Origin of the sequence: Mesorhizobium sp. M1396, assembly GCF_040317725.1 — a bacterium.
In the GTDB taxonomy this organism is placed as follows: domain Bacteria; phylum Pseudomonadota; class Alphaproteobacteria; order Rhizobiales; family Rhizobiaceae; genus Mesorhizobium.
The window spans coordinates 111025-135463 of the sequence record NZ_JAMYLA010000011.1; the positions used below are offsets into that span (position 1 = coordinate 111025).

Sequence of the window (24439 nt, forward strand, 5' to 3'; positions counted from 1 at the left end):
GGCGACGCAGATCCACCGGGCGGTCCGGGACGCCATTGAGACGGGGTGGCTAGACCCGGGAGCAGACCTTGGTCCCGTCGGGCTGAACGTCCGCAATCATTCTTCAAACGTTAAAGCCGTCATTCCGCTATCGGCCAGTGTCTGCCGCTCCCTCCCGCGAGCTTTGGACACCTTGACCCAATGCCGGCCCGCGATCACAAAAACTACATAGTACAAACAATAACATACGAGTGCCCAGTTTCATCCTTTCGGGCGAACCAAAATCATCCATGGATTATGGTTCGTTGATTGCGACCGCTACTGTCCGATTTCTTGGGACAGGCGGAAGCCCGCGGAGCCTGATTTGACCATGTCTCCTACCAGCATCCGGCGCGCACTTATCACCGGGGCCGGCGCCGCCGACGGCATCGGGTTCGCCATTGCCCGGCAGCTCGGCCGCGCCGGCCATGCCGTCTTCCTCACCGGCGCCAGCGCGCGGGTGCTCGATCGCGCCGCCGAACTTTGTGCCGAAGGCATCGATGCCACTGCCGCAATCGCCGATCTCACGGCCGCATCGGACGTCGCGGGGCTGCGGGCGGATGTCGGCGCGGTCGATATTCTGGTCAACAATGCCGGCATGGGCTCACTGGCATCGCCCTCGGTCGACAAGGCGTTTCTCGCGATGACCGAGGCCGACTGGGATCAGGGGATCGACGTCAGCCTGAAGACCGCATTCCTCGTCACGAAGGCCTTTCTGCCGGCGATGGTCGAAGCGGGCCATGGGCGCATCGTCAATGTGGCGTCGGTCACCGGACCGCTGGTGTCTTTCGAAGGCACATCAGCCTATTCCGCCGCCAAGGCCGGCATGGTCGGCCTGACTCGCGCGTTGGCACTCGAAGTGGCGAAGAGCGGCATCACGGCCAATGCCGTTGCTCCCGGCTGGATCGAAACGGGGTCGTCGAGCGAGATGGAGCGGCAAGCTGCCCTGCATACGCCGCCGGCGCGGGCCGGGCGGCCGGACGAGGTGGCCGCGGCGGTGGTGTTCCTGGCGTCGGAAGGCGCCAGCTATGTCAACGGCGCCCTGCTGGTGGTCGATGGCGGCAACAGCCTTCAGGAGCGCAAGGGCTGAACGTCGGTCGGCGCTGGTGCCTTCGGCCAATCAGCGGGAACCAAACCGCTCAGCAGCGGTTTTCCCCCTGAAGGGACCGCAAATCTTACGGGTGCGGAACAATGCACGACCATCTGGAAATGGAGCTGGCGAGGGCCAGGCAGCGCGTCAAGCGCGCGGAACTCTTTCTCACGCGAGCAAATGAGATGCTGGACGAGGAGCGCGGCGTCGGCATCAGCCTTGCCCTGTGCTGCCGGATCAGATCCGAGCAAAAAAAAGTGGCTGAAGCGCGCTCACGCCTTCGCCGGATCGATCCCACCACACACTGATCATTCCATGACTATGATGCCCTTCGAATCTCCCGGCTGAGGCACGGCTCGGGCTCGCGGCGCGCATCGGTAGCGTCCAGGTGGTTCCTCACGAGGCCTTGGCGAGAAAATTGCGATAGTCCGACTTGGCCTGCAGCAGGCGCAGCACATTGTCACGTGATCCCCGCACATGGGCGCGGGCCAGCGTGCCGGCGCGGCGGGCGTCGCCGGCACAGATGGCGTCGACGATTTCGGCGTGCTCGTCACGGGCGATCTTCCATTCGTCCAACCACAGGAGTTCGGTCCAGACATAGTGCTGGCACTTGTCGAGGATGCCGCACAGCATGCCGTGCAGCATGACATTGCCGCTGATTTCGGCGATGACGCGATGCAGGTCGATGCCGACTTCCAGTTCCTGGAATTTTTCCCTGTTGGTGCGCTCGGGAATGGCGGCGAGCCGCTCGCATTCGGCCAGCATGGCGCGCAGCCGCGCCTTGTCCGCTTCCGTCGCCGCAGCCGCCGCCAACTCGGTCGCGTGGCCGTCGAGCAGCTCGCGGATCTCGAAGGCCTCGCGGAACATGTTGATGTCAAACTCGGTGACGACATAGCCCTGGCGCGGCCGGCCGGTGACCAGGCCGTCGCGCTCGAGGCGGTTGAAGGCCTCGCGCACCGGGGTGCGGCTGACATTGAGCTTCACCGCGATGTCGTTTTCGGTGACGCGCGAGCCCGGCGGAATCTGGCCGGTCACGATCATCGCCTTGAGCGAGGAGTAGACCGAGTCGCGCAGCGTATTTTTGGTTTCCTTGGCCAAGGTTCCATTCCCAGTTCTCCGGTCTTTCAGCCGGAACACGCATAGCTGTAGTCGCAGTCGGCATAATTTGCCACGCCCTCGGCGAAGCCATCCCTCTTCACCTTGTCCGGCACGAAACGCGTAAATTCGATCGTGCCGGCGGTGTTGACAACATCGATCGCTAAGCTACACTCAAAATTGTATACAAAATAGAATGCGAAATCAAAAACAATGGGAACACCGGTTGGAGAGCCGAAAATGAACAGGACCAGAAGCGTTAGCGTTGTCGCGATGGCCGGCCTCATGGCCTCGCTCGCGGCCCCCGCCATGGCGGGCGACACCATCACCGTCGCCTCATGGGGCGGCACCTACCAGGAGGCGCAGACCAAGGCGTTCTTCAAGCCGACCGCCGATGCGCTCGGCATCACCATCAAGGAAGACACCACCAACGGCCTCGACGACGTGCGGCTGCAGGTGACCGGCAATGCGGTGAAGTGGGACATTACGGAGCTCGGCGCCGACGAATGCGCGCGCGGCTCGAAGGAAGGGCTGTTCGAGAAGCTCGACTACGGCATCATCGACAAGAGCGGCATCAATCCGAAGCTTGTCCATGATGACTGGGTCGGCATTTCCTACACGTCGGTCGTGCTGATCTACCGGACCGATGTGTTCGGAGACAAAGGGCCGAAGACTTGGGCCGATTTCTGGAACATGGAGAAATTCCCGGGGCGGCGCGCGCTGAGCGGCAGCCAGGCGACGGAAACGCTGAGCGTCGCGGCACTGGCCGAGGGCATTCCGATCAACAAGGTCTATCCGGTCGATATCGACGGCGCCTTGAAATCCGTGGACAAGATCCGTGGTCACGTCGATGCCTGGTGGACCTCCGGCGCCCAGGCCATGCAGCTGGTGAAGGACGGCGAAGTCGACATGGCGAGCATCTGGAATGGCCGCGCCGGCACCTTGAAGAAGGAAGGCGCGCCGGTCAGCTTCTCCTTCGACCAGGGTGTTCTGACCGCCGACTGCATGGTCATCCCCAAGGGCGCCAAGAACAAGGAAGCGGCGATGAAGGCGCTGGCGATGTTCGTGAGCCCGCAGCTGCAGGCCAATCTGCCGCTCTATGTCGACAATGGGCCGGTCAACGAGAAGGCTTTCGAGACCGGGAAGATCCCGCAGGAGAGGATCAAGGACATCAATTCGGCGCCCGAAAACGTCAAGAAGCAGGCGCTGCAGGACCCCGAGTTCTGGCGTGACAATCTGGTCGAGGCGACGGAAAAGTTCAACAATCTGATCCAGCAATAGGCCGCGGCCGCAACCCAAACCACGGCAGGGCGGCGCCTCGCCCTGCTTGCGCCGCCTCAGCCTCTAGGAGACGATGATCTTGTCCATTGCGCCATCCGCGCTGCCGATCAGCATGCGCCGGATCGAGAAACGATTTGGCAGCGTGCCGGTGCTGCGCGACCTGAACCTCGATGTCGAGGCCGGCGAATTCCTGACGCTGCTCGGGCCTTCCGGATCCGGAAAGACGACGCTGCTGATGATCCTGGCCGGCTTCGTGCGGGCCAATGCCGGCTCGATCAGGGTCGGCGACGACGAGATCATCACCACGCCGCCGCACAAGCGCAACATCGGCATGGTATTCCAGAACTACGCGCTGTTTCCGCATATGAACGTCTTCCACAACATCGCCTTTCCGCTGAAGCAGCGCGGCGTCGCCGCCGCCGAGACAGCCGAGCGCGTCGAAAAGGCGCTCGAACTGGTGAAGCTGCAGGGCCTGGGCGAGCGTCGGGTCGACCAGCTCTCCGGCGGCCAGCGCCAGCGCGTGGCGCTGGCGCGCGCCATCGTGTTCAAACCGCGCATCGTGCTGATGGACGAGCCGCTGTCGGCATTGGACAAGGGCCTGCGCGAGCATATGCAGATCGAACTGCGCAGCCTGCACCGGCGGCTTGGCATGACCACGATCTACGTCACGCATGACCAGCGCGAAGCGATCACCATGTCGGATCGCATTGCCGTCATGAACGCCGGGCGCATCGAACAGCTCGACAAGCCCGAAACTCTCTACGCCATGCCGCAAACGCGATTTGTAGCCGGCTTCATCGGCGAATCGAACTTCATCCCGGTCAAGTGCCGCGATGGGTCGGTCTGGTACGAGGACCGGAGAATCCACACGGCAGCGCCGGCGCCTACATCCGGCCAACACCTGATGGTGGTGCGGCCGGAAAAGCTGCGGCTCTTGGCAAATGCCAAACAGCCAAACGGCGTCAATGTGCTTAACGCGACGCTCAGCGATGTCATTTACCAAGGCGACAGCTTCGTCTGCTACGCGCTGTTGCGCGATGGCCGCCAACTGACATTGCGCGACTATTGCCGCAGCGATGTGCTGGCGAAAATGCCGGCTCCCGGCCAGCCGGTCAGGCTCGGCCTCGATGCGCAGGACACGATCCTGGTGGCGGCGGATTGATGAGCGCGCAGTCCGCCCTCATGGAAGAGACTGGCGGCCATGCAGGCCGGGACTTGAACGCGCAGGCGCTGCGCACCGATGCGCGGCGTGAATCGATGCGGCTGCTGGCGCTGCTGGCGCCGAGCCTGTTCCTGGTCTTTGCCATCATCATCGTGCCGATCGGCTGGCTGTTCTGGCTGTCGCTGTTCGACGAGGCCGGCGCCCTCAGCGCCGCCAACTATGCGCGCTTCTTCGAACAGGCCTCCTACATCAGGACCTTCGTCACCACCTTCAAGGTCGCCTTCATCGTCACCGGCGCCTGCGTCCTGCTCGGCTACCCCCTGACCTACATGCTGTCGCAACTGCCGCGCCGGGCGGCGTCGATCTGCCTGATCTTCGTCATCCTGCCGTTCTGGACATCGGTGCTGGTGCGCACCTATGCCTGGCTGGTGATCCTGCAGCGCAAGGGCCTGATCAACGGCTGGCTGATCGAGCTCGGCGTGATCAGCCAGCCGCTATCGCTCGCCAACAATCTGTCGGGCGTGGTCATCGGCATGACGCATATCCTGCTGCCGTTCCTGGTGCTGCCGCTCTACGCCTCGATGAAGACAATCGACACCGACTGCCTGCGCGCCGGCATGAACCTCGGCGCCGGCCCGGCCGCCAACTTCCGGCAGATCTTCTTTCCGCTGTCGCTGCCCGGCCTTGCCTCGGGCGTGGTCATCGTCTTCGTGCTGTGCCTGGGCTTCTTCGTCACCCCGGCGCTGATGGGTGGTGGCAAGGTGATCATGTGGGCCATGCGCATGGAACAGACCACCAGCCTCTACTCCAACTGGGGCGCGGGTGCCGCACTTGGCGTGGTGCTGCTTGTTGTCACGCTGGCGCTTCTCGGCCTGTTCCAGTGGCTGCTCGGCGCGCGCGCCACAGGTGTGTGGAGTTCGCGATGAGTGAGAATGTCGGCCTGCCGATCTCGCACCGGCAACGCCTGTGGCTCTACGGCCTCGGCGGCCTCGTGCTGTTGTTCCTGATCGCGCCGTCGATCATCATCGTCATCATGTCGTTTTCGGATTCGACGCTGCTGCAATTCCCGCCGCGGCAATGGTCGCTGCGCTGGTATCAGACCTATTTCCAGTCGCTGGAGTGGCGCGACGCCACGATCGTCTCGGTCAAGGTGGCTGTCATGACCGTGCTCGTGGCGACCCCACTCGGCACCGCGGCTGCCTATGCCATCAACCGGGGCACGCTGCGCTTCAACGGGACCATCAACGCGCTGCTGACCGCGTCGCTGATCGTCCCGGTGATCCTGATCGGCATCGGCACCTTCTTCCTCTATGCGCGGATCGGGCTCAACAACACGCTGACCGGGCTGGTCATTGCGCACACGGTGCAGGCCTTGCCGCTGGTGGTGCTGACGGTGCTGTCGGGGCTGCGCTCCTATGACATGAACCAGGAGCGGGTGGCGCGCAGCCTCGGCGCCGGACGTGTCGCCGCCTTCTGGCAGGTGACGATGCCGCAGATCCGCTTCTCGATCGTCTCGGGCGCGCTGTTTGCCTTCATCACCTCCTTCGACGAAGTGGTGGTTTCGCTGTTCATATCGGGCGGCGAGACCACGACATTGACGCGCCGCATGTTCAACGCGCTGCGCGACCAGATCGACCCGACGATCGCCGCCATCTCGACCTGCCTGATCGTGCTCTCGGTCGCGCTGTTGTCGGTTGCGCAGATCTTCGGCCGGCGGCATTGATTTCAAGTGACCCATTCGCAGAAGTGACCAGGGGATATCCAGACAGAATGCGTGATTTCCAGTTTCCCGGCCGCTCGCCGGTTCGTGCCACGCAAGCGGTTGCCGCGACGTCGCATCCGCTTGCGACCCTTGCGGCCATCGAGATGCTGCGCTCCGGCGGCAACGCCATGGATGCCGCGGTCTGCGCCGCCGCCGTGCAGGCGGTGGTCGAACCGCAGTCGACCGGCATCGGCGGCGACTGCTTCGTGCTTTACTGTCCGGCGGGACAAGGCAATGTGCTGGCCTTCAACGGCTCCGGTCGGGCGCCGGCCAAGGCGACGGTCGACTGGTATCTGGAAAAAGGCTTCGACCGCATCCCGCTGCAGGGACCGCACGCGGTCACCGTGCCGGGCGCCGTCGATGCCTGGAGCCGCCTGCTGGAGGATCATGGCCGCAAGGGCCTTGCCGAAGCGCTGGCGCCGGCCATCCATTATGCCGAAAACGGCTATGTCGTGCATGACCGTGTCGCCTTCGACTGGGCCGAACCGGAGACCGACCTTTCGGCCGACGAGCATGCCGCGCGCATCTTCCTGCCTGGCGGCAAGGCGCCGCAAGCCGGCGATGTTCACCGCCAGCCGGAACTGGCGGCCACATTGCGCATCATCGCCAGGCACGGCCGTGCCGGATTCTACGAGGGTGCCGTCGCCGACGATATAGTGCGCCGGCTCAACGAATTGGGTGGGCTTCATTCGACCGAGGATTTCGCCGCCACCAGAGGCGACTATGTGGCGCCGGTCAGCACCTCCTATGGCGGTCATGAGGTTCACCAGATGCCACCGAACAATCAGGGGCTGACGGCGCTTTTGATGCTGAACGTGCTATCGGGCTTCAAGCTTGGCGGGCTCGATCCCAATGGCGCCGAACGCCTGCATCTGGAAATCGAAGCCGGACGTCTGGCTTACCGCGACCGTGATCGCTTCGTCGGCGACCAGGACCATGTGCCGGTGCCGGTGAAGCAGCTCCTGTCCGGCGCCTATGCCGACCGGCTGCGCGCCGGGATCGACCGCGACCGCGCCATGACGCACCTGCCGCGCGTGGAATTGCCCGGCAGCGACACGGTCTACATCTCCATCGTCGACCGCGACCGCAACGCGGTCTCGTTCATCAACTCGACGTACTATTCGTTCGGCAGCGGCGTCGTCGGCCCGAAGACCGGCATCGTGCTGCAGAACCGTGGCTCCAGCTTCCGCCTCGACCCGGCGCACCCGAACGCGATCGCGCCCGGCAAGCGGCCGATGCACACGATCATGCCGGGCATGGCGACGAAGAACGGCCGCGCCGTGATGCCGTTCGGCGTCATGGGCGGCGGCTACCAGCCGTTCGGACATGTCCACCTGCTCACCAACATGCTCGATTTCGGCATGGACCCGCAGCAGGCGCTGGACGCGCCAAGGGTGTTCTACAACGATGATACCGTGGAGGCCGAGCGCGGCGTCCCCGCCGAGGCGATCGAGGGCCTGCGCCGGCGCGGCCACCGCATCACCGAGCCGCATCACCCGCTTGGCGGCGGACAGGTGGTGCTGATCGACTGGGAGAAGGGGACGCTGACCGGCGCCTCCGATCCGCGCAAGGATGGTTTGGCGCTTGGATATTGAGGGATGGCAAGATGGGCCGGGAATGGCGGCGATTGGCTCATGGGCGTGAGCGCCGCCCCTCACCTGCCTGCCGGCATCCTCTCCCCGTATAGTGACGGGGAGAGGGGCGCTGTCACGGATGATTTCGCCAATGAACAGCGTTGCAGAGGAAACGTCGACGTTGCGGCCAGCCCTTTCTCCCCGTCACTATACGGGGAGAAATGCCCGGCAGGGCAATGAGCGGCGCCAACGTCGACAATTGGTCCGAAGCGACTATCTTCGGGCCGAAATCGCATGCAGGACACTTGAAACATAGCCGGTGACCATGACCCAAACTGAAACCCATATAGACCTTTCCCGCCGTCTCGCCGCCGGCGCCGACGACGCGGCGGCGATCCTGGCACCCGACAGGGCGACGCTCACCCATGGCGGATTGCGCGGCCTGATCGCCGACACGGCAAATCAGCTGCATGCGCGCGGCATCGGCCGGGGCGACAGGGTGGCGATCGTGCTGCCGAACGGGCCCGAAATGGCCTCCGCCTTCGTCGCCGTGGCGGCCGCCGCCTCGACGGCGCCGCTCAATCCCGCCTACCGGGCCGACGAGCTCGACTTCTACCTGACCGACATCGGCGCCAGGGCGATCCTTGTCGCGGAGGGCGAGACCGGACCGGCGGTGACGGTGGCCGAACGCCTCGGCATCGGCGTGCTGCGGCTTGTCGTTCGGCCCGACACACCCGCCGGCAGCTTCACGATCGAGGGTGCGGCGGTCGCACCGCCGGCAGTGCCTGACATGGCGCGGGATGATGACATCGCGCTGTTGCTGCACACGTCCGGCACGACATCGCGGCCAAAACTGGTGCCGCTCAGCCATGCCAACATCGCGGCCTCGGCCGCCCATATCGGCGGCACACTTGGCCTGACGGCCAATGACCGTTGCCTCAACATCATGCCGCTGTTCCACATTCACGGCCTGATCGCGGCCGTGCTGTCGTCGCTGGCATCGGGCGGCAGCATCTTTTGCACGCCCGGCTTCAACGCGCTGCGCTTCTTCCAGTGGCTGAGCGAGGCACGACCAAGCTGGTACACGGCGGTGCCGACCATGCACCAGGCGATCCTGCCCCGGGCGGCACGCAACACCGAGGTGCTGGCGGCTGCGCGGCTGCGTTTCATCCGTTCGTCCTCGGCGTCGCTGCCGGCGCAAGTGATGGCCGAGCTGGAGGCGACCTTCGGCTGTCCGGTGATCGAATCCTACGGGATGACCGAGGCCGCGCACCAGATGGCGTCGAACCGGCTGCCGCCGGGCCAGCGCAAGCCGGGCAGCGTCGGTGCCTCCGCCGGTCCGGCAGTGGCGGTGATGGCGCCCGACGGGCGACTGCTCAAAGCCGGCGAGACCGGCGAGATCGTCATTCGCGGGCCCAACGTCACGGCGGGCTATGAGAAGAACCCGGATGCCAACGCCACGGCCTTCGCGCATGGCTGGTTCCACACCGGCGACCAGGGCGTGCTGGACGAGGACGGATATTTGCGCGTCACCGGGCGGCTCAAGGAGATCATCAACCGCGGCGGCGAGAAAATCTCGCCGCTCGAGGTCGATGATGTGCTGATGGATCATCCGGCGGTGGCGCAGGTGGTCACCTTCGCCATGCCGCATGACAAGCTTGGCGAGGAAGTGGCGGCGGCGGTCGTGCTGCGCGACGGCATCAGTGCCACCGAGGGCGACATCCGCACCTATGCCGCGACGCGGCTTGCCGACTTCAAGGTGCCGCGCAAGATCCTGATCCTGGACGAGATCCCCAAGGGCGCGACCGGCAAATTGCAGCGCATCGGCCTTGCCGCCAAACTCGGGCTTTGACGATGAAGATCACCATCTTCGGCGCCGGTGCGATCGGCGGCTATCTCGCGGCCAGGCTTGCCATTGCCGGGCGGACCGATCTATCGATCGTCGCGCGCGGCGCGCATCTGGAAGCGATCGAGGCAAACGGCCTGCGCCTGATCGAGGATGGCCAGGAGACGTCGGTCCCCGTCCGCGCCGCCGCCAAGGCCGAGGAACTTGGCGCGCAGGACTATGTGGTGCTGGCGCTGAAGGCGCACTCCCTCACCTCAGCGCTTGACCAGATCGCGCCGCTGCTTGGGGAACACACATCCGTCGTCACCATGCAGAACGGCGTGCCGTGGTGGTATTTCCATGGCGTCAGCGGGCTGCTCGAAGGCACCAGGCTGAACGCGGTCGATCCCGGCGGCACGATCTGGCGGCGGATCGGGCCGGAGCGCGTCATCGGCTCGGTCGTCTATCCCGCCGTCGAAGTGGACGCCCCCGGCCTCATTCGCCATGTCGAGGGCAAGCGTTTCTCGCTCGGCGAACCCTCCGGCGAGCGCAGCGAGCGGGTGACGCTTCTGGCCGAGGAAATGGTCAAGGCCGGCTTGCAGGCGCCGGTGCGCGACGACATACGCGGCGAAATCTGGGTGAAGCTGTGGGGCAATCTCTCCTTCAACCCGATCTCGGCGCTGACCGGCAGCACGCTTGCGGGAATCGTCGCCGACGAAGGCACCCGCACGCTCGCCCGCACCATGATGCTGGAGGCGCAGGCGATCGGCGAAAGCCTCGGCGTGCGTTTTCCCATAGCGGTCGACCGGCGCATCAAGGGCGCCGGCGATGTCGGCGAGCACAAGACCTCGATGCTGCAGGACCTGGAGCGCGGCCGGCCGATGGAGATCGACGCGCTGGTGAGCGCGGTGCAGGAACTTGGCCGGCTAACGGACAAGCCGACGCCGACCATCGATGCCGTGCTGGCGCTGGTGCGGCGGCTGGCGGTGGAGCGCGGGTGTTATGGGTGAAGGGTGGCGTCGAAGCTTTGAAGCAGCGGCCTGTCCCGATGATGCGCGGTGGCGGCTATGCGCCCCATGTCGGCCGTTAAAGTTAGTTGTGCCACCGCCTTACAGCGGACATTACCGGCGACCGCGCTTGAGGGCGTAGTTGCGCCAGGAACGGACCTGCCTTCAACCAACTCATTTTCTGGGCATAATATTCAGGGTCATTGCTTCACTCTCCTCGTGGCCTGCTGATATTCGAGCTCCAGTCGCGGCTATTTGGGCCCCCATCCGATTGACAAGCGCGACATAACGGGGCTGAGCGCGGAGCGAGTCGAGGTCGCTATCCTGACGCATCCAAGGCATGCGCAAAATGAGGTAGGCATGTGATGCAGTTAGCTGACGTTCCAGGCAATCGATAGCCTGCTCCGTCTTGCCCAGCTTCGCATAAAAACAGCCCATGTTGTACTGAACCGCAATGTTGTCTCCGGCGAACATTTCAGCACGGGAGGCCCACGACAGCGCGCGTTCAATCTCGCCAATCTCCGCCAGCATTGTGGCCCCGTAACATAGCGCGGTGGCATTGTCGGGATGCGCTTTGACTTCCTTTTCCACTCGCAGCACACCTTGCCTTGCTGCTTCCTTGGCGTCGTCGCTGCGGCCAAGTGAAACATAGACCATCACTAGATTGATCCAGACCCGATAGTCATCGGGTGACAACGATACGGCACGCTGGTACAGACCGGCAGCTTTCTCGTATTGACCTTGAATGAAACAATTCCGGCCGTAAGAGAAATAGGTATCGGAAGAACTGGCGTCTAACTCTAAAGCTCGCTCGAACTCCACTTCCGCCTCGGCATACCGGCCATTTACGAACAAGGCCCCGCCACGTGATGCGTGGGCGTCGGCGAGACCTGGCTCAAGTTCCAGCGCCCGTGTGCTGTTGGAAAGGACTGCCTCGAAGCAGGCGTCGGGATCGTTGCAAGTCAACAGAAGCCACTCACAATCAGCCAAAGCGGCATAAGCGCGCGCATAATTTGGGTCAATTTCAACGGCTCTAGCAAACAGTCGCTGCGCTGTTTTGATAAACTTGGTCTCGACTCCCCTGTTGAGGAACGACCTGCCCATCAACAGCGTCTCGTAAGCCTCTGGGTTGTCGGTCGAGCGGTTTGTAATAGTCTCCAGTTCTTCGGGCAACAGCTTCACTTTGAGGACATCGACTATGGTCTTGGAAATATCGTCCTGCAGTTTGAAGATATCGTCCAGCGTCCGGTCATATCGCTCGGCCCAAATATGGTCACCGCCACGACCATTGATTAGCTGAGCCGTGATGCGCACCCGTCCTCCAGCCTTGCGTACACTTCCCTCCAGGACGTAGGCGACATTCAGCTTCTTCGCCACTTCCTCGATTAATACCGCCTTGCCCTTGAAGGTAAAGACGGTATTGCGCGCGACGACGGAGAGTCCGGACACCTTCGAAAGGTCGGTGATAATGTCCTCGGTGATGCCGTCGGAAAAGTACTCCTGCTCGGGATCGCCGCTCATGTTGACAAAGGGCAGAACCGCGATCGAGGGTTTATCCGGGAGTTGAGGCACCGCGCTTTTGCCGGTCCCGCCTGTTCCGGCGCGGTAAACCTGCACCGGCTTTGCGATATTCTTGAGCGCGTGCTCGCCGAGATCGTCGAACGCCAATGTCAGCTTGCCGGTGACATGATCGTGCACGGTGGCGGAGACGTAGATGCCGCCGGGCTCAGCCAGACCCTCCAGCCGGGCTGCCACGTTGACACCGTCGCCATAGAGATCGCTACCCTCGACGATGACGTCGCCCAGATTGATGCCGATACGCAGGACGATGCGGTAGGCCTCCGCCACGCTCTCGTTGGCCCCGGTAAAACCCTTTTGTAATTCGACGGCGCATTGGACGGCATCAACCGCACTGCCAAATTCCACCAGCACACCGTCGCCCATCACCTTGACCACGCGGCCGTGGTACTGGGCAACCAATGGAACCAGAACATCGCGCCGCCGCGCTTTAAGAGCGGCCAGTGTGCCAGCCTCGTCGTGCTCCATGAGGCGCGAAAAGCCAACGACATCAGCAGCCAGAATCGCGGCAAGGCGGCGTTGGGTTCGAATCTCGGCCATGTGGGTTGAAGACTTTCAGAAAGCCCGGCATCTGGGAATGTATTGGTAATCTGGCCTGGAGTCTATCCGGCCCGACTTCCGCGTTGGGTCAGATCGCGTCGATGGGGGCGCCTGAACGTCCGCTTCTCACATTCCAGGCCTCCAAGCCGCAAGTCCGCTTCCGGCCCCCGATCAAGACGTTTCTACAACGGGCAAAGCGCCCCTGACGAGGTCCGCTCAATCACGCGCAGTCGATCTGGAGCCGATCACTCCTTCCCCGCCCGCTTGATCACCCGCGCATAAAATTCGCCGACAATGCCGCGCCGGAAGATCAGCACGCACACCATGAAGATCAGGCCGGTGGCGATGGTCACCGGAAAACCGGAGGTGGCAAGGGTGTTTTCCAGTCCGATGACCAGGCTCGCGCCGATGATCGGCCCGACCATCGTGCCGATGCCGCCGAGGAGCGTCATCAGGATCACCTCGCCCGACATCTGCCAGGTGACGTCGGTGAGCGTGGCGAACTGGAAAACGATCGCCTTGAGCGAGCCGGCCAGCCCGGCCAGCGCCGCCGACATCACGAAGGCGCCCAGCTTGTAGTTGGCGACGGAATAGCCCAGCGAAATGGCGCGGTTCTCGTTTTCCCGGATCGAACGCAGGATCATGCCGAACGGCGAATTGACGATGCGCCAGATGGCGAAGACGCCGATCAGGAACACCACCAGCACGAAATAGTACATGTTCAGCGACACGTTCAGGTCGAGCACGCCGAACAGGATGCCGCGCGGCACGCCTTGGATGCCGTCCTCGCCTTGCGTGAAGGGCGCCTGCACGCAGAAGAAGAAGAACATCTGCGACAGCGCCAGCGTGATCATGGCGAAATAGATGCCTTGCCGGCGAATGGCGAAGAAGCCCATGACAAGGCCGAGCAGGGCGGCGCCAGCCATGCCGAGCAGGATGCCCGCTTCCGGCGGCCAGCCCCAGATCTTGACGGCATGCGCGGTGAAGTAGGCGGCGCCGCCAAAGAAGGTGGCATGGCCGAACGACAACAGCCCAGTGTAACCAAGCAGGAGATTGAACGCGCAGGCAAACAGCGCGAAGCACAGCATCTTCATCAGGAAGATCGGATAGACCAGGAAAGGCGCCACCAGCAGCGCCAGGATGCCGAGCCCGACCAGCGTCCATTCGAGCCGTGCCGAGGTCCTGACGGGCTTCTCGCGAAGCGTCAGTTCGGCCATGTCGGATGTCGCTTCCGACATCTCGGATGTCCCTTCCGACATGTCAGGCATCCCTTCCGAACAGGCCGGCCGGCCGGACCAGCAGCACGATGGCCATGATGACGAAGACCACGAGGTTGGAGGCCTCGGGGTAGAAGACCTTGGTCAGGCCTTCGGCGAGGCCGAGCATGTAGCCGGTGACGATCGCGCCAAGGATCGATCCCATGCCGCCGACCACGACGACCGCGAAGACGACGATGATGAGATCCGATCCCATCAGCGGGCTCACCTGATAGACGGGTGCCGCCAGAATACCGGCAAGCCCGGCAAGGGCTGAGCCGAGGCCGTAGGTCAGGGTCAGCAGCAACGGCACGTTGACGCCGAAAGCCTGGACGAGGCGGGGATTCTCGGTCGCCGCGCGCAGGTAGGAACCCAACCTGGTCTTCTCGATCAGCGCCCAGGTTCCGAAGCAGACGATCAGCGAGGCGACCACCACCCAGCCGCGATAGTTGGGCAGGAACATGAAGCCGAGATTGGTGCCGCCGGAAAGCAGCGGCGGCACGGCGTAGGCGTTTCCCGAGACGCCGTAGTGGTAGCGGAATATGCCCTCGAGCACGAGCGCGAGGCCGAAGGTGAAGAGCAGGCCGTAGAGCGGATCGAGATCGTACAGCCTCGACAGCGCCAGGCGCTCGACAACGATGCCGAAGACGCCGACGATCAGCGGCGCAAGGATCAAGGCGGGCCAATAGCCGATGCCGAGATAGGTCAGAAGCAGATAACCGACGAAGGCGCCGAGCATATACTGGGCGCCATGGGCGAAATTGATGACGCGCAGCAGGCCGAATATGACGGCCAGACCCAGGCTCAGCATGGCGTAGAACGAGCCGTTGATCAGCCCGACCAGCAACTGGCCGAGGAAGGCCTGAACGGGGATTCCGAAGATCATCGTCATGGCGCCATCATACACCCAGGACTTCGTGCAGCAGCGTCATGCGGTCCGGCAGCTCGCCGACCGGAAACCCCGCCACGACCTTGCCGTGCTCCATCAGATAGAAACGGTCGGCGACACGGCTGGCGAAGCGGAAGTTCTGCTCGACCAGCAGGATCGTCACGCCGCGCTTTTTCAACGTCGCCAGCAACTCGCCGATGCGCTGCACGATGACGGGAGCGAGACCCTCCGTCGGCTCGTCGAGAAGCAGCATTTTCACGCCGGTTCGCAGCATGCGTGCGATCGCCAGCATCTGCTGTTCGCCGCCAGACAGCCTGGTGCCGGGGCTGTTGCGGCGCTCCTTCAGATTGGGGAAGAGTTCGAATATTTCCTCGACGCTCATGCCGCCCTCGGCGACGACCGGCGGCAGCACCAGATTCTCGTCGACGGTCAGCGTCGCGAAGATGCCGCGTTCCTCCGGCACGAAGCCGATGCCTTGATGGGCGGTGCGGTGCAGCGGCAGCCGCATCAGGTCCTTGCCGTCGAAAGCGATCTGGCCGGTTCGCTTGCGGATCAGCCCCATGATGGAGCGCAGCGTCGTCGTCTTGCCGACGCCGTTGCGGCCGAGCAGCGTGACCGTCTCGCCGGCAAACACCTCCAGATCGACGCCGTGCAGCGCTTGGCCCTCGCCATACCAGGCGTTGAGACCGCTGACCGCAAGGAGAGGCCCAGCACTACTCATCGGCGGTGCCCATATAGGCGACCTTCACGCGTTCGTCGCGGCTGACGGTGGCGTAGTCGCCGGCGGCAAGGACCTCGCCGCGCTGCATGACCGTTATCCAGTCGCAAAGGTCGGCCACGACAGTCAGATTGTGCTCGACCATCAGCACGGCGCGATCCTTGGCCACCGAGCGGATGAGGTCGGAAACCGTGGCCACGTCCTCATTCCCCATGCCGGCCATCGGCTCGTCCAGCAGCAACACTTTCGGATCGAGCGCCAGTGTCGTGGCGATCTCCAGCACGCGTTTCCTGCCATAGGAGAGATCGCCGGCGAGCCTGTTCCTGGCGTCGTCGAGACCGACCGACCGCAGCAGTTCCACGGCGCGCGGCGTCAGCCGATCGAGTGCCGCGAGCGAGCGCCAGAATTGAACGCTGAGCCCGCCCGGCCGCTGCAGCGCGACGCGCACATTGTCGAGTACGCTGAGGTGCGGAAAAATCGCCGATATCTGGAACGAGCGCACCAGACCCATCCGCGCGACCCTGGCCGGCGAGGTTCGGGTGATATCGTGGCCGAGCAGCTCGATCCTGCCGCTGGTCGGCGCCAGGAACTTGGTGAGCAGATTGAAGACGGTCGTCTTGCCGGCGCCGTTGGGTCCGATCAGCGCATGGATGTTGCCATGGCGGACATCGAGATCGACGTTCTTGACGGCGACGAAGCCGGCAAAGTCACGCCGCAAACCGCGGGCGGAAAGCACCACAAGCGGCTCGTTCGCGTTCAAGTCAGGCGGCGCCATGGCCGCGCCGATCACTGGCTGGCCGTCGGACAGCCGCTTTCCTTCTCGCTCAGGAAGGCCTCGTTGCCAGGGATGGTGGCGAGGTATTTATAGTAGTCCCACTCCTTGGTGCTCTCGGCTGGCGACTTGACCTGATAGAGATACATGTCGTGGATCATGTTGCCGTCCGCCTGCACCTTGCCGTTGGCCGTAAAAACGTCGTTCACCGGCATCGAATGCAATTGCTTGGCGACGGCTTCGGTCTCGTCGGTGCCGGCCTTGTCGATCGCCTTCAGGTATTGCGTCACCGCCGAGTAGGTGGCGGCCTGGATCATGTTCGGCATGCGGTTGGTGCGCTTGAAAAAGCGCTGCGCGAATTCGCGGCTCTTGTCATCGCGATCCCAGTAGAAACCCTCGGTCAGCACGACGCCCTGCGCCGCCTGAAGGCCAAGCCCATGCACCTCGGCCAGCGTGAAGAGAAGTGCTGCAAGACGCTGGCCGCCCTGGACGATGCCGAATTCGGCCGCCTGCTTGATGGAGTTGGAGGTGTCGAGGCCGGCATTGGCCAGACCGATGACCTTGGCGCCCGACGATTGCGCCTGCAGCAGGAAGGACGAATAATCGGTCGCCCCCAGGGGATAACGCACTTCGCCCAACACCTTGCCGCCATGGCTCTCGACGAACTTGGCGGTCTGCTCCTTGAGCGAATAGCCGAATGCATAGTCGACGGTGACTAAGAACCAGCTGTCGCCGCCCTGCTGCACGAGAGAGCCGCCGGTTCCCACCGCCTGCGAGTGGGTGTCATAAGCCCAGTGGAAGCCGTAGGGCGAGCACTGCTTGCCGGTCAGCTCGGTGGTCGCCGCACCGGTGACGATATCGATCTTCTTCTTTTCCTTGGAAATCCCCTGGACCGCTAGCGCCACCGAAGAGGTCGTCAGTTCCATGATGGCATCGACCTGTTCGGTGTCGTACCACTGCCGCGCGACGTTGGAGGCGATGTCAGGCTTGTTCTGGTGGTCGGCGCTGATGATTTCGACCGACGCTCCCTGCACCTTGCCGCCGAAATCCTCGACCGCCATCCTGGCCGCCTCGACCGACCACTTGCCGCCGAAATCGGCATAGACGCCCGACTGGTCATTGAGGATACCGATCTTGACCTTGCCGTCGGAAATCTCGGCGGCCGAGGCGGGGATCGCGGCCGCGGCGAGAAGGGCGGCAGAAACGAGATAACATGCCTTCATGGTCTACTTCCTCCCATTACGATGAATCCGGCCGCCCCCTACGATCGATCATCTGCAAAGCACAGCTGAACATGAGGAAAATGGGGATGGACGGCAAGGGGCAATGGCGAATTTCATATTCGAGGCGATGCCGCTTTGGCGGCATAATGCCGGCCATGAGCCCGAGATGAAACACCAACATGTGAACCGTCCGGGCGTCACGGCGGTTGTCCCGAGCTGCTGGAATTCCGGCGCCGCTACGACGTGCTCAGCCCTCCGCGGCGACCAGATGGCCGTTGCCGACATCCATTAGCGCCAGCTTCAGCGGCGCCTCGCCGATCTTGCGGGTGGCGCTCGGGATCTCCTTGTCGAGGCGGGCGAAGCGGCTTCTTCGCTTGCCCGGGTCGGGCACCGGCGCGGCTTCGATCAGCCGTCTTGTATAGGGGTGGCGCGGGTTGGAAAAGACCTGGTCGCGCGTGCCCATTTCCACGATCTGGCCGAGATACATGATGGCGACGCGGTCGGAAATGTTCTCGACCACCGCCATGTCGTGCGAGATGAAGAGATAGGCGACGCCGAAATCGCGCTGCAATTCCTTCAACAGATCGAGCACGCGCGCCTGGACCGAGACGTCGAGCGCCGAGACGCTTTCATCGGCGATGATCAGCTTCGGCCGCAGCGCAAGAGCGCGCGCGATACAAACGCGCTGGCGCTGACCGCCGGAAAATTCATGCGGATAAAGCTCCATCTGGTCGGCCGACAGGCCGACGCGCTCGAACAGCCCCGCGACACGCTGGCTGCGCTCTTCCTTCGACGCGATGCCATGGATCAGCAACGGCTCGGCGACGAGGTCGCCGACGCGCATGCGCGGATCGAGCGAGGCGTACGGGTCCTGGAAGATCATCTGCACGTCGCGGCGCACCGCCTTGCGCTCGTCGCGCCCGAGGCCCGACAGGTTGCGGTCACCGATGACGATGTCGCCGCTGTAAGGCACCAATCCGGCCAGCGCCTTGGCGGTGGTCGACTTGCCGCAGCCGGACTCGCCGACCAGCGCCAGCGTCTCGTTGGGCGCGATCGAAAAGCTGACGCCTTCGACGGCGTGGACGCGGCGGGTGACCCGACCGAAGATGCCGCCACGCAGATCGAAGCGGACATGCAGATCGTTGACATCAGCGACATTGGCCGGCGTCACCGTCTCGGCATCCCTGGATTTCTGGCGGCCGACGCCACCGCCGATGCGCGGCACGGCGGCAAGCAGCTCGCGCGTGTAGTCGGCCCGCGGCCGGGCGAAGATGTCTGATGTTTTTCCCTCTTCGACCATGCGGCCATGCCGCATGATGATGACGCGGTCGGCCATTTCGGCGACGACGCCCATGTCGTGGGTGATGAGGATGACGCTGGTGCCATGCTGACGCTGCAGGTCGCGCAACAGTTCCAGCACCTCGCCCTGCACGGTAACGTCGAGCGCCGTCGTCGGCTCGTCGGCGATCAGCACGTCGGGTTCGAGCGCCAGTGCCATGGCGATCATCACGCGCTGGCGCATGCCGCCGGAGAGTTCGTGCGGAAATTGCTTTAGCCGGCTTTCGGCTTCGGAAATCCGCACCGCCTTCAGCGCCTCGATGGCGCGCTGGCGGGCCTCGGTTGGCGACAGGCTGGTGTGCGCTTCGATGGATTCGGTCAGCTGCCGGCCGATCGACAGCACCGGGTTGAGCGAGGTCATCGGCTCCTGGAAGATCATGGCGATGCGGTCGCCGCGAATGCGCCGCATCCGGCTCTCGTCGAGCGCTGTGAGCTCGGTCTCACCGAGCCGGATGGTGCCGGAGGAAATCCGGGCGGCAGGCTGCGGCAGCAATTGCATGATCGCCAGCGCGGTCATCGATTTGCCGGAGCCGGATTCGCCGGCGATGCACAGCGTTTCGCCGCGCGTCAGCCTCAGCGACAGGTTGGAGACGACCTCGCGCTCGCCATCCTCGCCGCGCACGCTGACGGAGAGGTTGGCGATGTCGAGGATGGGTTTGGGGGTTGAGGTCATTGCGCGTGTGACCCCGAGAGGAATTTACTCCGGCACACCCCCCTCTGTCCTGCCGGACATCTCCCCCGCAAGGGGGGAGATTGGCGGTTTTGCCGCGGCGTCCATTCGTCACTGTTGAAAAGTGGCGAAGCCCGTCGTGACATCCGATCTCCCCCCTTGCGGGGGAGATGCCCGGCAGGGCAGAGGGGGGTGCCTTGGCGCCGACCTCTCATTCAAACACGCAGCGTGGGAAGTAGAACGACACCACCCAGTTCGGCATGTCGACGATCTCGCTGATGCGGAGATCGCCGCACACCGAGGCCAGCATGTAGGCCTCGGCCGGGTCGAGTTTGTAGCGAGCGGAAAGCAAATCGATCATCTGGGCAACCGCTTCCCTGGCGCCTGCCATCAGGTCAGGACCGATGCCGGTCGTCACCTCATAGCCCTTGGCATCGAGATGGCGCGTCACCGGGCCGGATGTGGTGAAGCGCGGCGTCTTCAGCCTGGCATCCTTGACCAGGTCGAGCTTGAGCACGACATCCATCGGGCTTTCGATCGCCGTGCCGCAGACCTCGCCGTCGCCTTGCGCGGCATGGGTGTCGCCGACCGAAAACAGCGCGCCCGCCACTTCCACCGGCAGATAGAGCGTGGTGCCGGCGGCGAGATCGCGGATGTCGAGATTGCCGCCGACGCGGCGTGGCGGCACCACCGAGTGGTGGCCCATCTCGGCAGGTGCGTTGCCGATGGTGCCGGCGAACGGTTTCAACGGCACGCGGGCGTTTTTACCGAACAGCGCCGGCTCGAGTGAACCGGCGTCATATTTCCAGATGTTCAGCGCCGGCTCCTTGAACTCGTCGGCGAGCAGGCCGAAACCCGGAATGTTGGCCGTCCAGCCGAAGCCGGACGGTTTGAACAGCTCGATCGTCACCTTCAGCGCGTCACCCGGTTCGGCACCCTCGACGAAGATCGGACCGGTCACCGGATTGACCATGGCGAAATCGAGCTTGGCGACGTCGGCAACGGTGCTGTCGGGCTTCAGCTGGCCGCCGCCGGCATCGAGGCACTGGAACTCGATGGTCGAGCCGGGCGCCACCCGCTCGGCCGGGGCAAACGAATTGTCCCAGCCGAAATGATGATGGCGCCCGTGGATGGTGTAGTCGCAGCTACTGCACATCTTTTACGTACACATTGTCGTAGTTGATCGGAATATGGACCGGGTCGACATAGAGGTTGTCGGCGCCGCCCATGCGCGCCGATTTCATGGTGAAGCGCTGCTCGTTGAAGACCGGCGCCCAGGGCGCGTCCTCCATCACCTTGTCGTAGATGGCGCTCCACATCTTGTCGCGCTCGCCGGCCTTGGCCGGATCGACCACCGAGTCGGCCTCGGCCGCCTTGGCGTCGAGATCCTTGTTGCAATACCACGACCAGTTCCAGCCGCCCGGCACCGCACCAGCGCAGCCGAGGATCGGGCCGTAGAAGTTCGACGGGTCGGGGAAGTCGGCGATCCAGGCCATGCCGCCGGACCAGATCATCGGCGCGCCGGCCTTGTCGCCGCCGGCGGCGATGACGTTGGCCTGGGCGAGCGACTGGATGCTGGCCTTGATGCCGATCGCCGCCAGGTCCTGCTGGATCGCCTGGGCGATGCGCGGGTTGGGATCGGTGTTCATGGCGAACAGCTGCGTGTCGAACCCATCGGGATGGCCGGCTTCGGCAAGCAGCGCCTTGGCCTTGGCGACGTCGTAGGGGTAGCCCTTGTACTCCTTGTCGTAGCCAGGCATCGACGGCGGAAGCGGCTGGTTGGCCGGCACGGCGCGGCCGTTGATGATCTGGATGATGCGCGCCTTGTTGATCGCCATGTTGACCGCCTGGCGCACCTTCACATTGTCGAACGGAGCCATGGTGGTGTTCATGGTGACGTAGCCGGTGTGCAGCTGACCGCCTTCGACGACGCGCGCCTTCTGCTCGGGATCGGCCATCACCTCCTGGAACTTGGCTGGCGGAATACCGTCGCCGGGGACGTCGATCTCACCCTTCTGCAGGCGCAGCAGCGCCACGATCGGCTCCTGGCCGATCTCGAAGGTGATCTTGTCCAGATGCGGCAGCCCCTTGTGCCAGTAGTCCGCATTGCGCTCAAAGACGATGCGCTGGCCGAGCGTCCATTCGGCGAGCTTGAAGGCACCGGTGCCGACCGGATGCTTGCCGAAATCGGCGCCGTATTTCTCGACCTCTTCCTTCGGCACGACATGTGAGAAGTTGATGGCCATGACATGCAGGAAGGTGGCATCGGGACGGGTCAGCTCGAACTTGACCGTGTAGGGATCGACGACGGTGACGCCGGAAAGGCTCTCGGCCTTGCCGGCGGCGACGTCGTCATAGCCCTTGATCGAGCCGAAAAAGCCGGCGCCGGGGCTCTGGGTCTTCGGATTGGTGACGCGGTCGAGCGAATATTTCACGTCGTCGGCGGTCATCTCGCGGCCATTGTGGAATTTCACACCATGGCGCAGCTTGAAGGTGAAGGTCTTGCCGTCGGGCGCGATCTCGTAGCTTTCGGCGAGGTCCGGCTTCAGGTTGGTGGTGCCCGGCTCGTAGTCCATCAGCCCGTCGAACAGGCTCTTGATCATCGACCAGTTCTGCCAGTCATAGCCGATCGCCGGATCGAGCGTGGCGACGTCGTCCTTGTAGGTGAGGGTGATGGCGCCGCCCTGCTTGGCGTTCGGATCGACGGTGTCCTCGGCGCGGGCGCTTGTCATGCCGAGCATCAGCGCCAGCGCCGATGCCGCTACCGTGGATGCGAGAAACTTTTTCATTTTTATGTTCCCTTTCTCTGTTTGGTTTCAGTCATGTCATGTTGTTTTCGCTCAGGTCCGGTTGTCACCTGAGCTTGATGCGGGGATCGATGAACGGCGCGATGATGTCGGCAAGCAGATTGCCGAGCACGATGGCGAAGGCCGACACCAGCGTGACGCCCATGATGATCGGAATGTCGACCCGCTGAATGGCCTGCCACGCCAGTTGGCCGATGCCGGGCCAGCCGAACACGCTTTCGACGACGACGATGCCGCCCATGAAGATGCCGATGTCGATGCCGATCATGGCGATGACCGGCAGGATGGCGTTGGGCAGCGCATGGCGGAAGAGGATGGCGCGGCGCGCCAGGCCCTTTGCGCGCGCGGTGCGGACATAGTCCTGGCGCAGCACGTCGATCATCGACGAGCGCATCATGCGCGCGTACCAGCCGGCGCCGAGGATGCCCATGGTCAGCGACGGCAGCACCAGATGACGCCAGGTGCCGTAGCCGCCGATCGGAAACCAGCTGAGCCGCACGGCAAAGACGTAGAGCAGCAGCAGGCCGACGACGAATTGCGGTGCCGAGACGCCGACGAAGGAGGCGACCATCAAGGTCTGGTCGGTGGCGGTGCCGCGCTTGACGGCGGCGATCAGGCCCATGCCGAGGCCGAGCAGCAGCTCGCACAGGATGGCGCCGACCATCAGCAGCAAGCTGGCCGGCAGCCGCGAGACGATCAGCTCGGTGACCTCGGAGCGCTGGATGTAGGAGCGGCCGAGATCGCCGCTGAGCAGCCTGACCAGATAGCGCCAGTACTGGACGACGAAGGGCTGGTCGAGGCCGAGCTGCTGGCGGATGTTCTCGACCGTCTGCGGCGTGGCGCTGCGGCCGGCGATCTGTCGCACTGGGTCGGCCGGCAAGAGGTAGAGCAGCGCGAAGGTGATCAGCGAGACGCCGAGCAGGATGAGCAGCGACTGGATGAGGCGGCGGCCGAGATAGGCGATCATGCCCGGCCTCTTTGCGTCGGATCGAGGATGTCGCGCAGCGCATCGCCAATCAGGTTGAAGGCCAGCGCCAGCGCCAGGATCGCGGCACCTGGGAAGAACACCAGCCAGGGTGCCGCCTGGAAATAGGTCTGGTTCTCGAAGATGATGTTGCCCCAGGACGCGGTAGGCGGCTGCACGCCGATGCCGAGGAAGGAGAGCGTCGCTTCGAGCAGCACGGTGGTCGAAATGCCGAGCGTGCCCCAGACGATGATGGTCGGCAGGAGATGCGGCAGGATGTGGCGAAACAGGATGCGCGGCGCGCTCGCCCCAATGGTGCGTTCGGCGTCGATGAACTCGCGCTCGGCGAGCGATGAGGTTTCGGTATAGATGACGCGCGCGGTCTGCACCCAGTTGACCAGGGCGATGACCATGGCGACGATCCACAGGCTGGGCTGGAATACCGCCGCCAGGCAGATGGCGAGCAGCAGCGCCGGGAACGCCATCATCAGATCGGTGAAGCGCATCAGCGCGCCGCCTATCCAGCCGCGGAAATAGCCCGCGGTGACGCCGACCAGCGTGCCGATGAACAGCGCCACGCCATTGGCGACGATGCCGATGATCAGCGAGGTGCGGGCGCCATAGAGGATGCGGGTCAGGAGATCGCGGCCGAGCAGATCGGTGCCCAGCCAGAATTTTGCATCCGGCGGCAAGGGCGAGCCCTCGATGGTCAGGCCGTCGAACATCTGCTCGTTTGGGTCGTAGCCGGTCAGCCACGGCGCCAGCACGGCGCCGGCGACGACGATGGCGACGATCACCAGGCCGAGCATGGCCAGACGGCGTTTGACCAGACGGCGCCAGACGCCGGCGCGCGGCTTGACCGGCATGCGC

General features: G+C 64.0%; 22 protein-coding genes. 9 read left to right on the forward strand and 13 right to left on the reverse strand.

What is annotated here, in order from left to right:
- Positions 1-349 precede the first annotated feature (349 nt).
- On the forward strand, positions 350-1108 hold the full coding sequence (locus NKH02_RS09630) for an SDR family NAD(P)-dependent oxidoreductase (RefSeq protein ID WP_352873767.1): 759 nt from the start codon (positions 350-352) through the stop codon (positions 1106-1108).
- Positions 1109-1209: 101 nt separating this feature from the next.
- On the forward strand, positions 1210-1416 hold the full coding sequence (locus tag NKH02_RS09635; RefSeq protein WP_352873769.1) for a hypothetical protein: 207 nt from the start codon (positions 1210-1212) through the stop codon (positions 1414-1416).
- A gap of 88 nt (positions 1417-1504) precedes the next feature.
- Here the strand turns inward: NKH02_RS09635 and NKH02_RS09640 are convergent, their stop codons facing one another.
- Both NKH02_RS09640 and NKH02_RS09645 read right to left on the reverse strand, forming a co-directional pair.
- Positions 1505-2206, reverse strand: a complete 702-nt coding sequence (locus NKH02_RS09640) for a GntR family transcriptional regulator (RefSeq protein ID WP_352873770.1) — start codon at positions 2204-2206, stop codon at positions 1505-1507.
- A 26-nt stretch (positions 2207-2232) separates the two neighbouring features.
- Positions 2233-2529 carry a hypothetical protein gene (locus NKH02_RS09645; protein ID WP_352878280.1) on the reverse strand — a complete coding sequence of 99 codons (297 nt, stop codon included), beginning with the start codon at positions 2527-2529 and terminating at the stop codon, positions 2233-2235.
- Between NKH02_RS09645 and NKH02_RS09650 the strand changes: the two genes are divergently transcribed.
- From NKH02_RS09650 to NKH02_RS09680, 7 genes are all read left to right on the forward strand, one after another.
- Positions 2444-3484, forward strand: a complete 1041-nt coding sequence (locus tag NKH02_RS09650; protein ID WP_352878200.1) for an ABC transporter substrate-binding protein — start codon at positions 2444-2446, stop codon at positions 3482-3484. The two genes, NKH02_RS09645 and NKH02_RS09650, sit on opposite strands and share 86 nt — an antisense overlap.
- 79 nt (positions 3485-3563) lie before the next feature.
- Positions 3564-4646: an ABC transporter ATP-binding protein gene (locus tag NKH02_RS09655; RefSeq protein WP_352878272.1), complete on the forward strand. Its 1083-nt coding sequence runs from the start codon at positions 3564-3566 to the stop codon at positions 4644-4646.
- Positions 4646-5572, forward strand: coding sequence for an ABC transporter permease (locus tag NKH02_RS09660; protein ID WP_352878203.1), 927 nt, complete (start codon positions 4646-4648; stop codon positions 5570-5572). The genes NKH02_RS09655 and NKH02_RS09660 overlap by 1 nt, the downstream gene beginning before the upstream one ends.
- Complete coding sequence (locus NKH02_RS09665; protein WP_352878206.1) at positions 5569-6369, forward strand: ABC transporter permease; 801 nt, start codon at positions 5569-5571, stop codon at positions 6367-6369. The genes NKH02_RS09660 and NKH02_RS09665 overlap by 4 nt, the downstream gene beginning before the upstream one ends.
- Before the next feature lie 47 nt (positions 6370-6416).
- Positions 6417-8003 carry a gamma-glutamyltransferase gene (gene ggt, locus NKH02_RS09670; protein WP_352878207.1) on the forward strand — a complete coding sequence of 529 codons (1587 nt, stop codon included), beginning with the start codon at positions 6417-6419 and terminating at the stop codon, positions 8001-8003.
- Positions 8004-8307: 304 nt separating this feature from the next.
- Complete coding sequence (locus NKH02_RS09675; protein WP_352878210.1) at positions 8308-9834, forward strand: acyl--CoA ligase; 1527 nt, start codon at positions 8308-8310, stop codon at positions 9832-9834.
- A gap of 2 nt (positions 9835-9836) precedes the next feature.
- Positions 9837-10817, forward strand: a complete 981-nt coding sequence (locus tag NKH02_RS09680) for a 2-dehydropantoate 2-reductase (protein ID WP_352878212.1) — start codon at positions 9837-9839, stop codon at positions 10815-10817.
- Positions 10818-10988: 171 nt separating this feature from the next.
- On the opposite strand, the gene NKH02_RS09685 is transcribed toward NKH02_RS09680, so the two are convergent.
- The 11 genes from NKH02_RS09685 to NKH02_RS09735 form a co-directional block, all read right to left on the reverse strand.
- Positions 10989-12932, reverse strand: coding sequence for an adenylate/guanylate cyclase domain-containing protein (locus NKH02_RS09685; protein WP_352878215.1), 1944 nt, complete (start codon positions 12930-12932; stop codon positions 10989-10991).
- Between the two features lie 245 nt (positions 12933-13177).
- Positions 13178-14149 (reverse strand): branched-chain amino acid ABC transporter permease, encoded by a 972-nt coding sequence (locus NKH02_RS09690; protein ID WP_352878275.1) that lies wholly within the window; start codon positions 14147-14149, stop codon positions 13178-13180.
- A 43-nt stretch (positions 14150-14192) separates the two neighbouring features.
- A complete protein-coding gene (locus NKH02_RS09695; RefSeq protein WP_352878217.1) occupies positions 14193-15080 on the reverse strand; it encodes a branched-chain amino acid ABC transporter permease in 888 nt (295 codons plus the stop codon).
- Between the two features lie 7 nt (positions 15081-15087).
- Positions 15088-15798, reverse strand: coding sequence for an ABC transporter ATP-binding protein (locus NKH02_RS09700; RefSeq protein WP_352878220.1), 711 nt, complete (start codon positions 15796-15798; stop codon positions 15088-15090).
- Positions 15791-16570, reverse strand: coding sequence for an ABC transporter ATP-binding protein (locus NKH02_RS09705; RefSeq protein ID WP_352878223.1), 780 nt, complete (start codon positions 16568-16570; stop codon positions 15791-15793). The genes NKH02_RS09700 and NKH02_RS09705 overlap by 8 nt, the downstream gene beginning before the upstream one ends.
- A gap of 11 nt (positions 16571-16581) precedes the next feature.
- Complete coding sequence (locus NKH02_RS09710; RefSeq protein WP_352870241.1) at positions 16582-17790, reverse strand: ABC transporter substrate-binding protein; 1209 nt, start codon at positions 17788-17790, stop codon at positions 16582-16584.
- Positions 17791-18037: 247 nt separating this feature from the next.
- Positions 18038-19801 carry an ABC transporter ATP-binding protein gene (locus NKH02_RS09715; RefSeq protein WP_352878226.1) on the reverse strand — a complete coding sequence of 588 codons (1764 nt, stop codon included), beginning with the start codon at positions 19799-19801 and terminating at the stop codon, positions 18038-18040.
- Between the two features lie 208 nt (positions 19802-20009).
- Entirely contained in the window at positions 20010-20954 is a 945-nt protein-coding gene (locus NKH02_RS09720) for an acetamidase/formamidase family protein (RefSeq protein ID WP_352878228.1), read from the reverse strand.
- Positions 20944-22587, reverse strand: coding sequence for an ABC transporter substrate-binding protein (locus NKH02_RS09725; RefSeq protein WP_352878231.1), 1644 nt, complete (start codon positions 22585-22587; stop codon positions 20944-20946). Before NKH02_RS09725 ends, NKH02_RS09720 begins: the two co-directional genes overlap by 11 nt.
- 64 nt (positions 22588-22651) lie before the next feature.
- Positions 22652-23572: an ABC transporter permease gene (locus NKH02_RS09730; RefSeq protein ID WP_352878234.1), complete on the reverse strand. Its 921-nt coding sequence runs from the start codon at positions 23570-23572 to the stop codon at positions 22652-22654.
- Positions 23569-24435 (reverse strand): ABC transporter permease, encoded by an 867-nt coding sequence (locus tag NKH02_RS09735; protein WP_352870321.1) that lies wholly within the window; start codon positions 24433-24435, stop codon positions 23569-23571. Before NKH02_RS09735 ends, NKH02_RS09730 begins: the two co-directional genes overlap by 4 nt.
- Positions 24436-24439 lie beyond the last annotated feature (4 nt).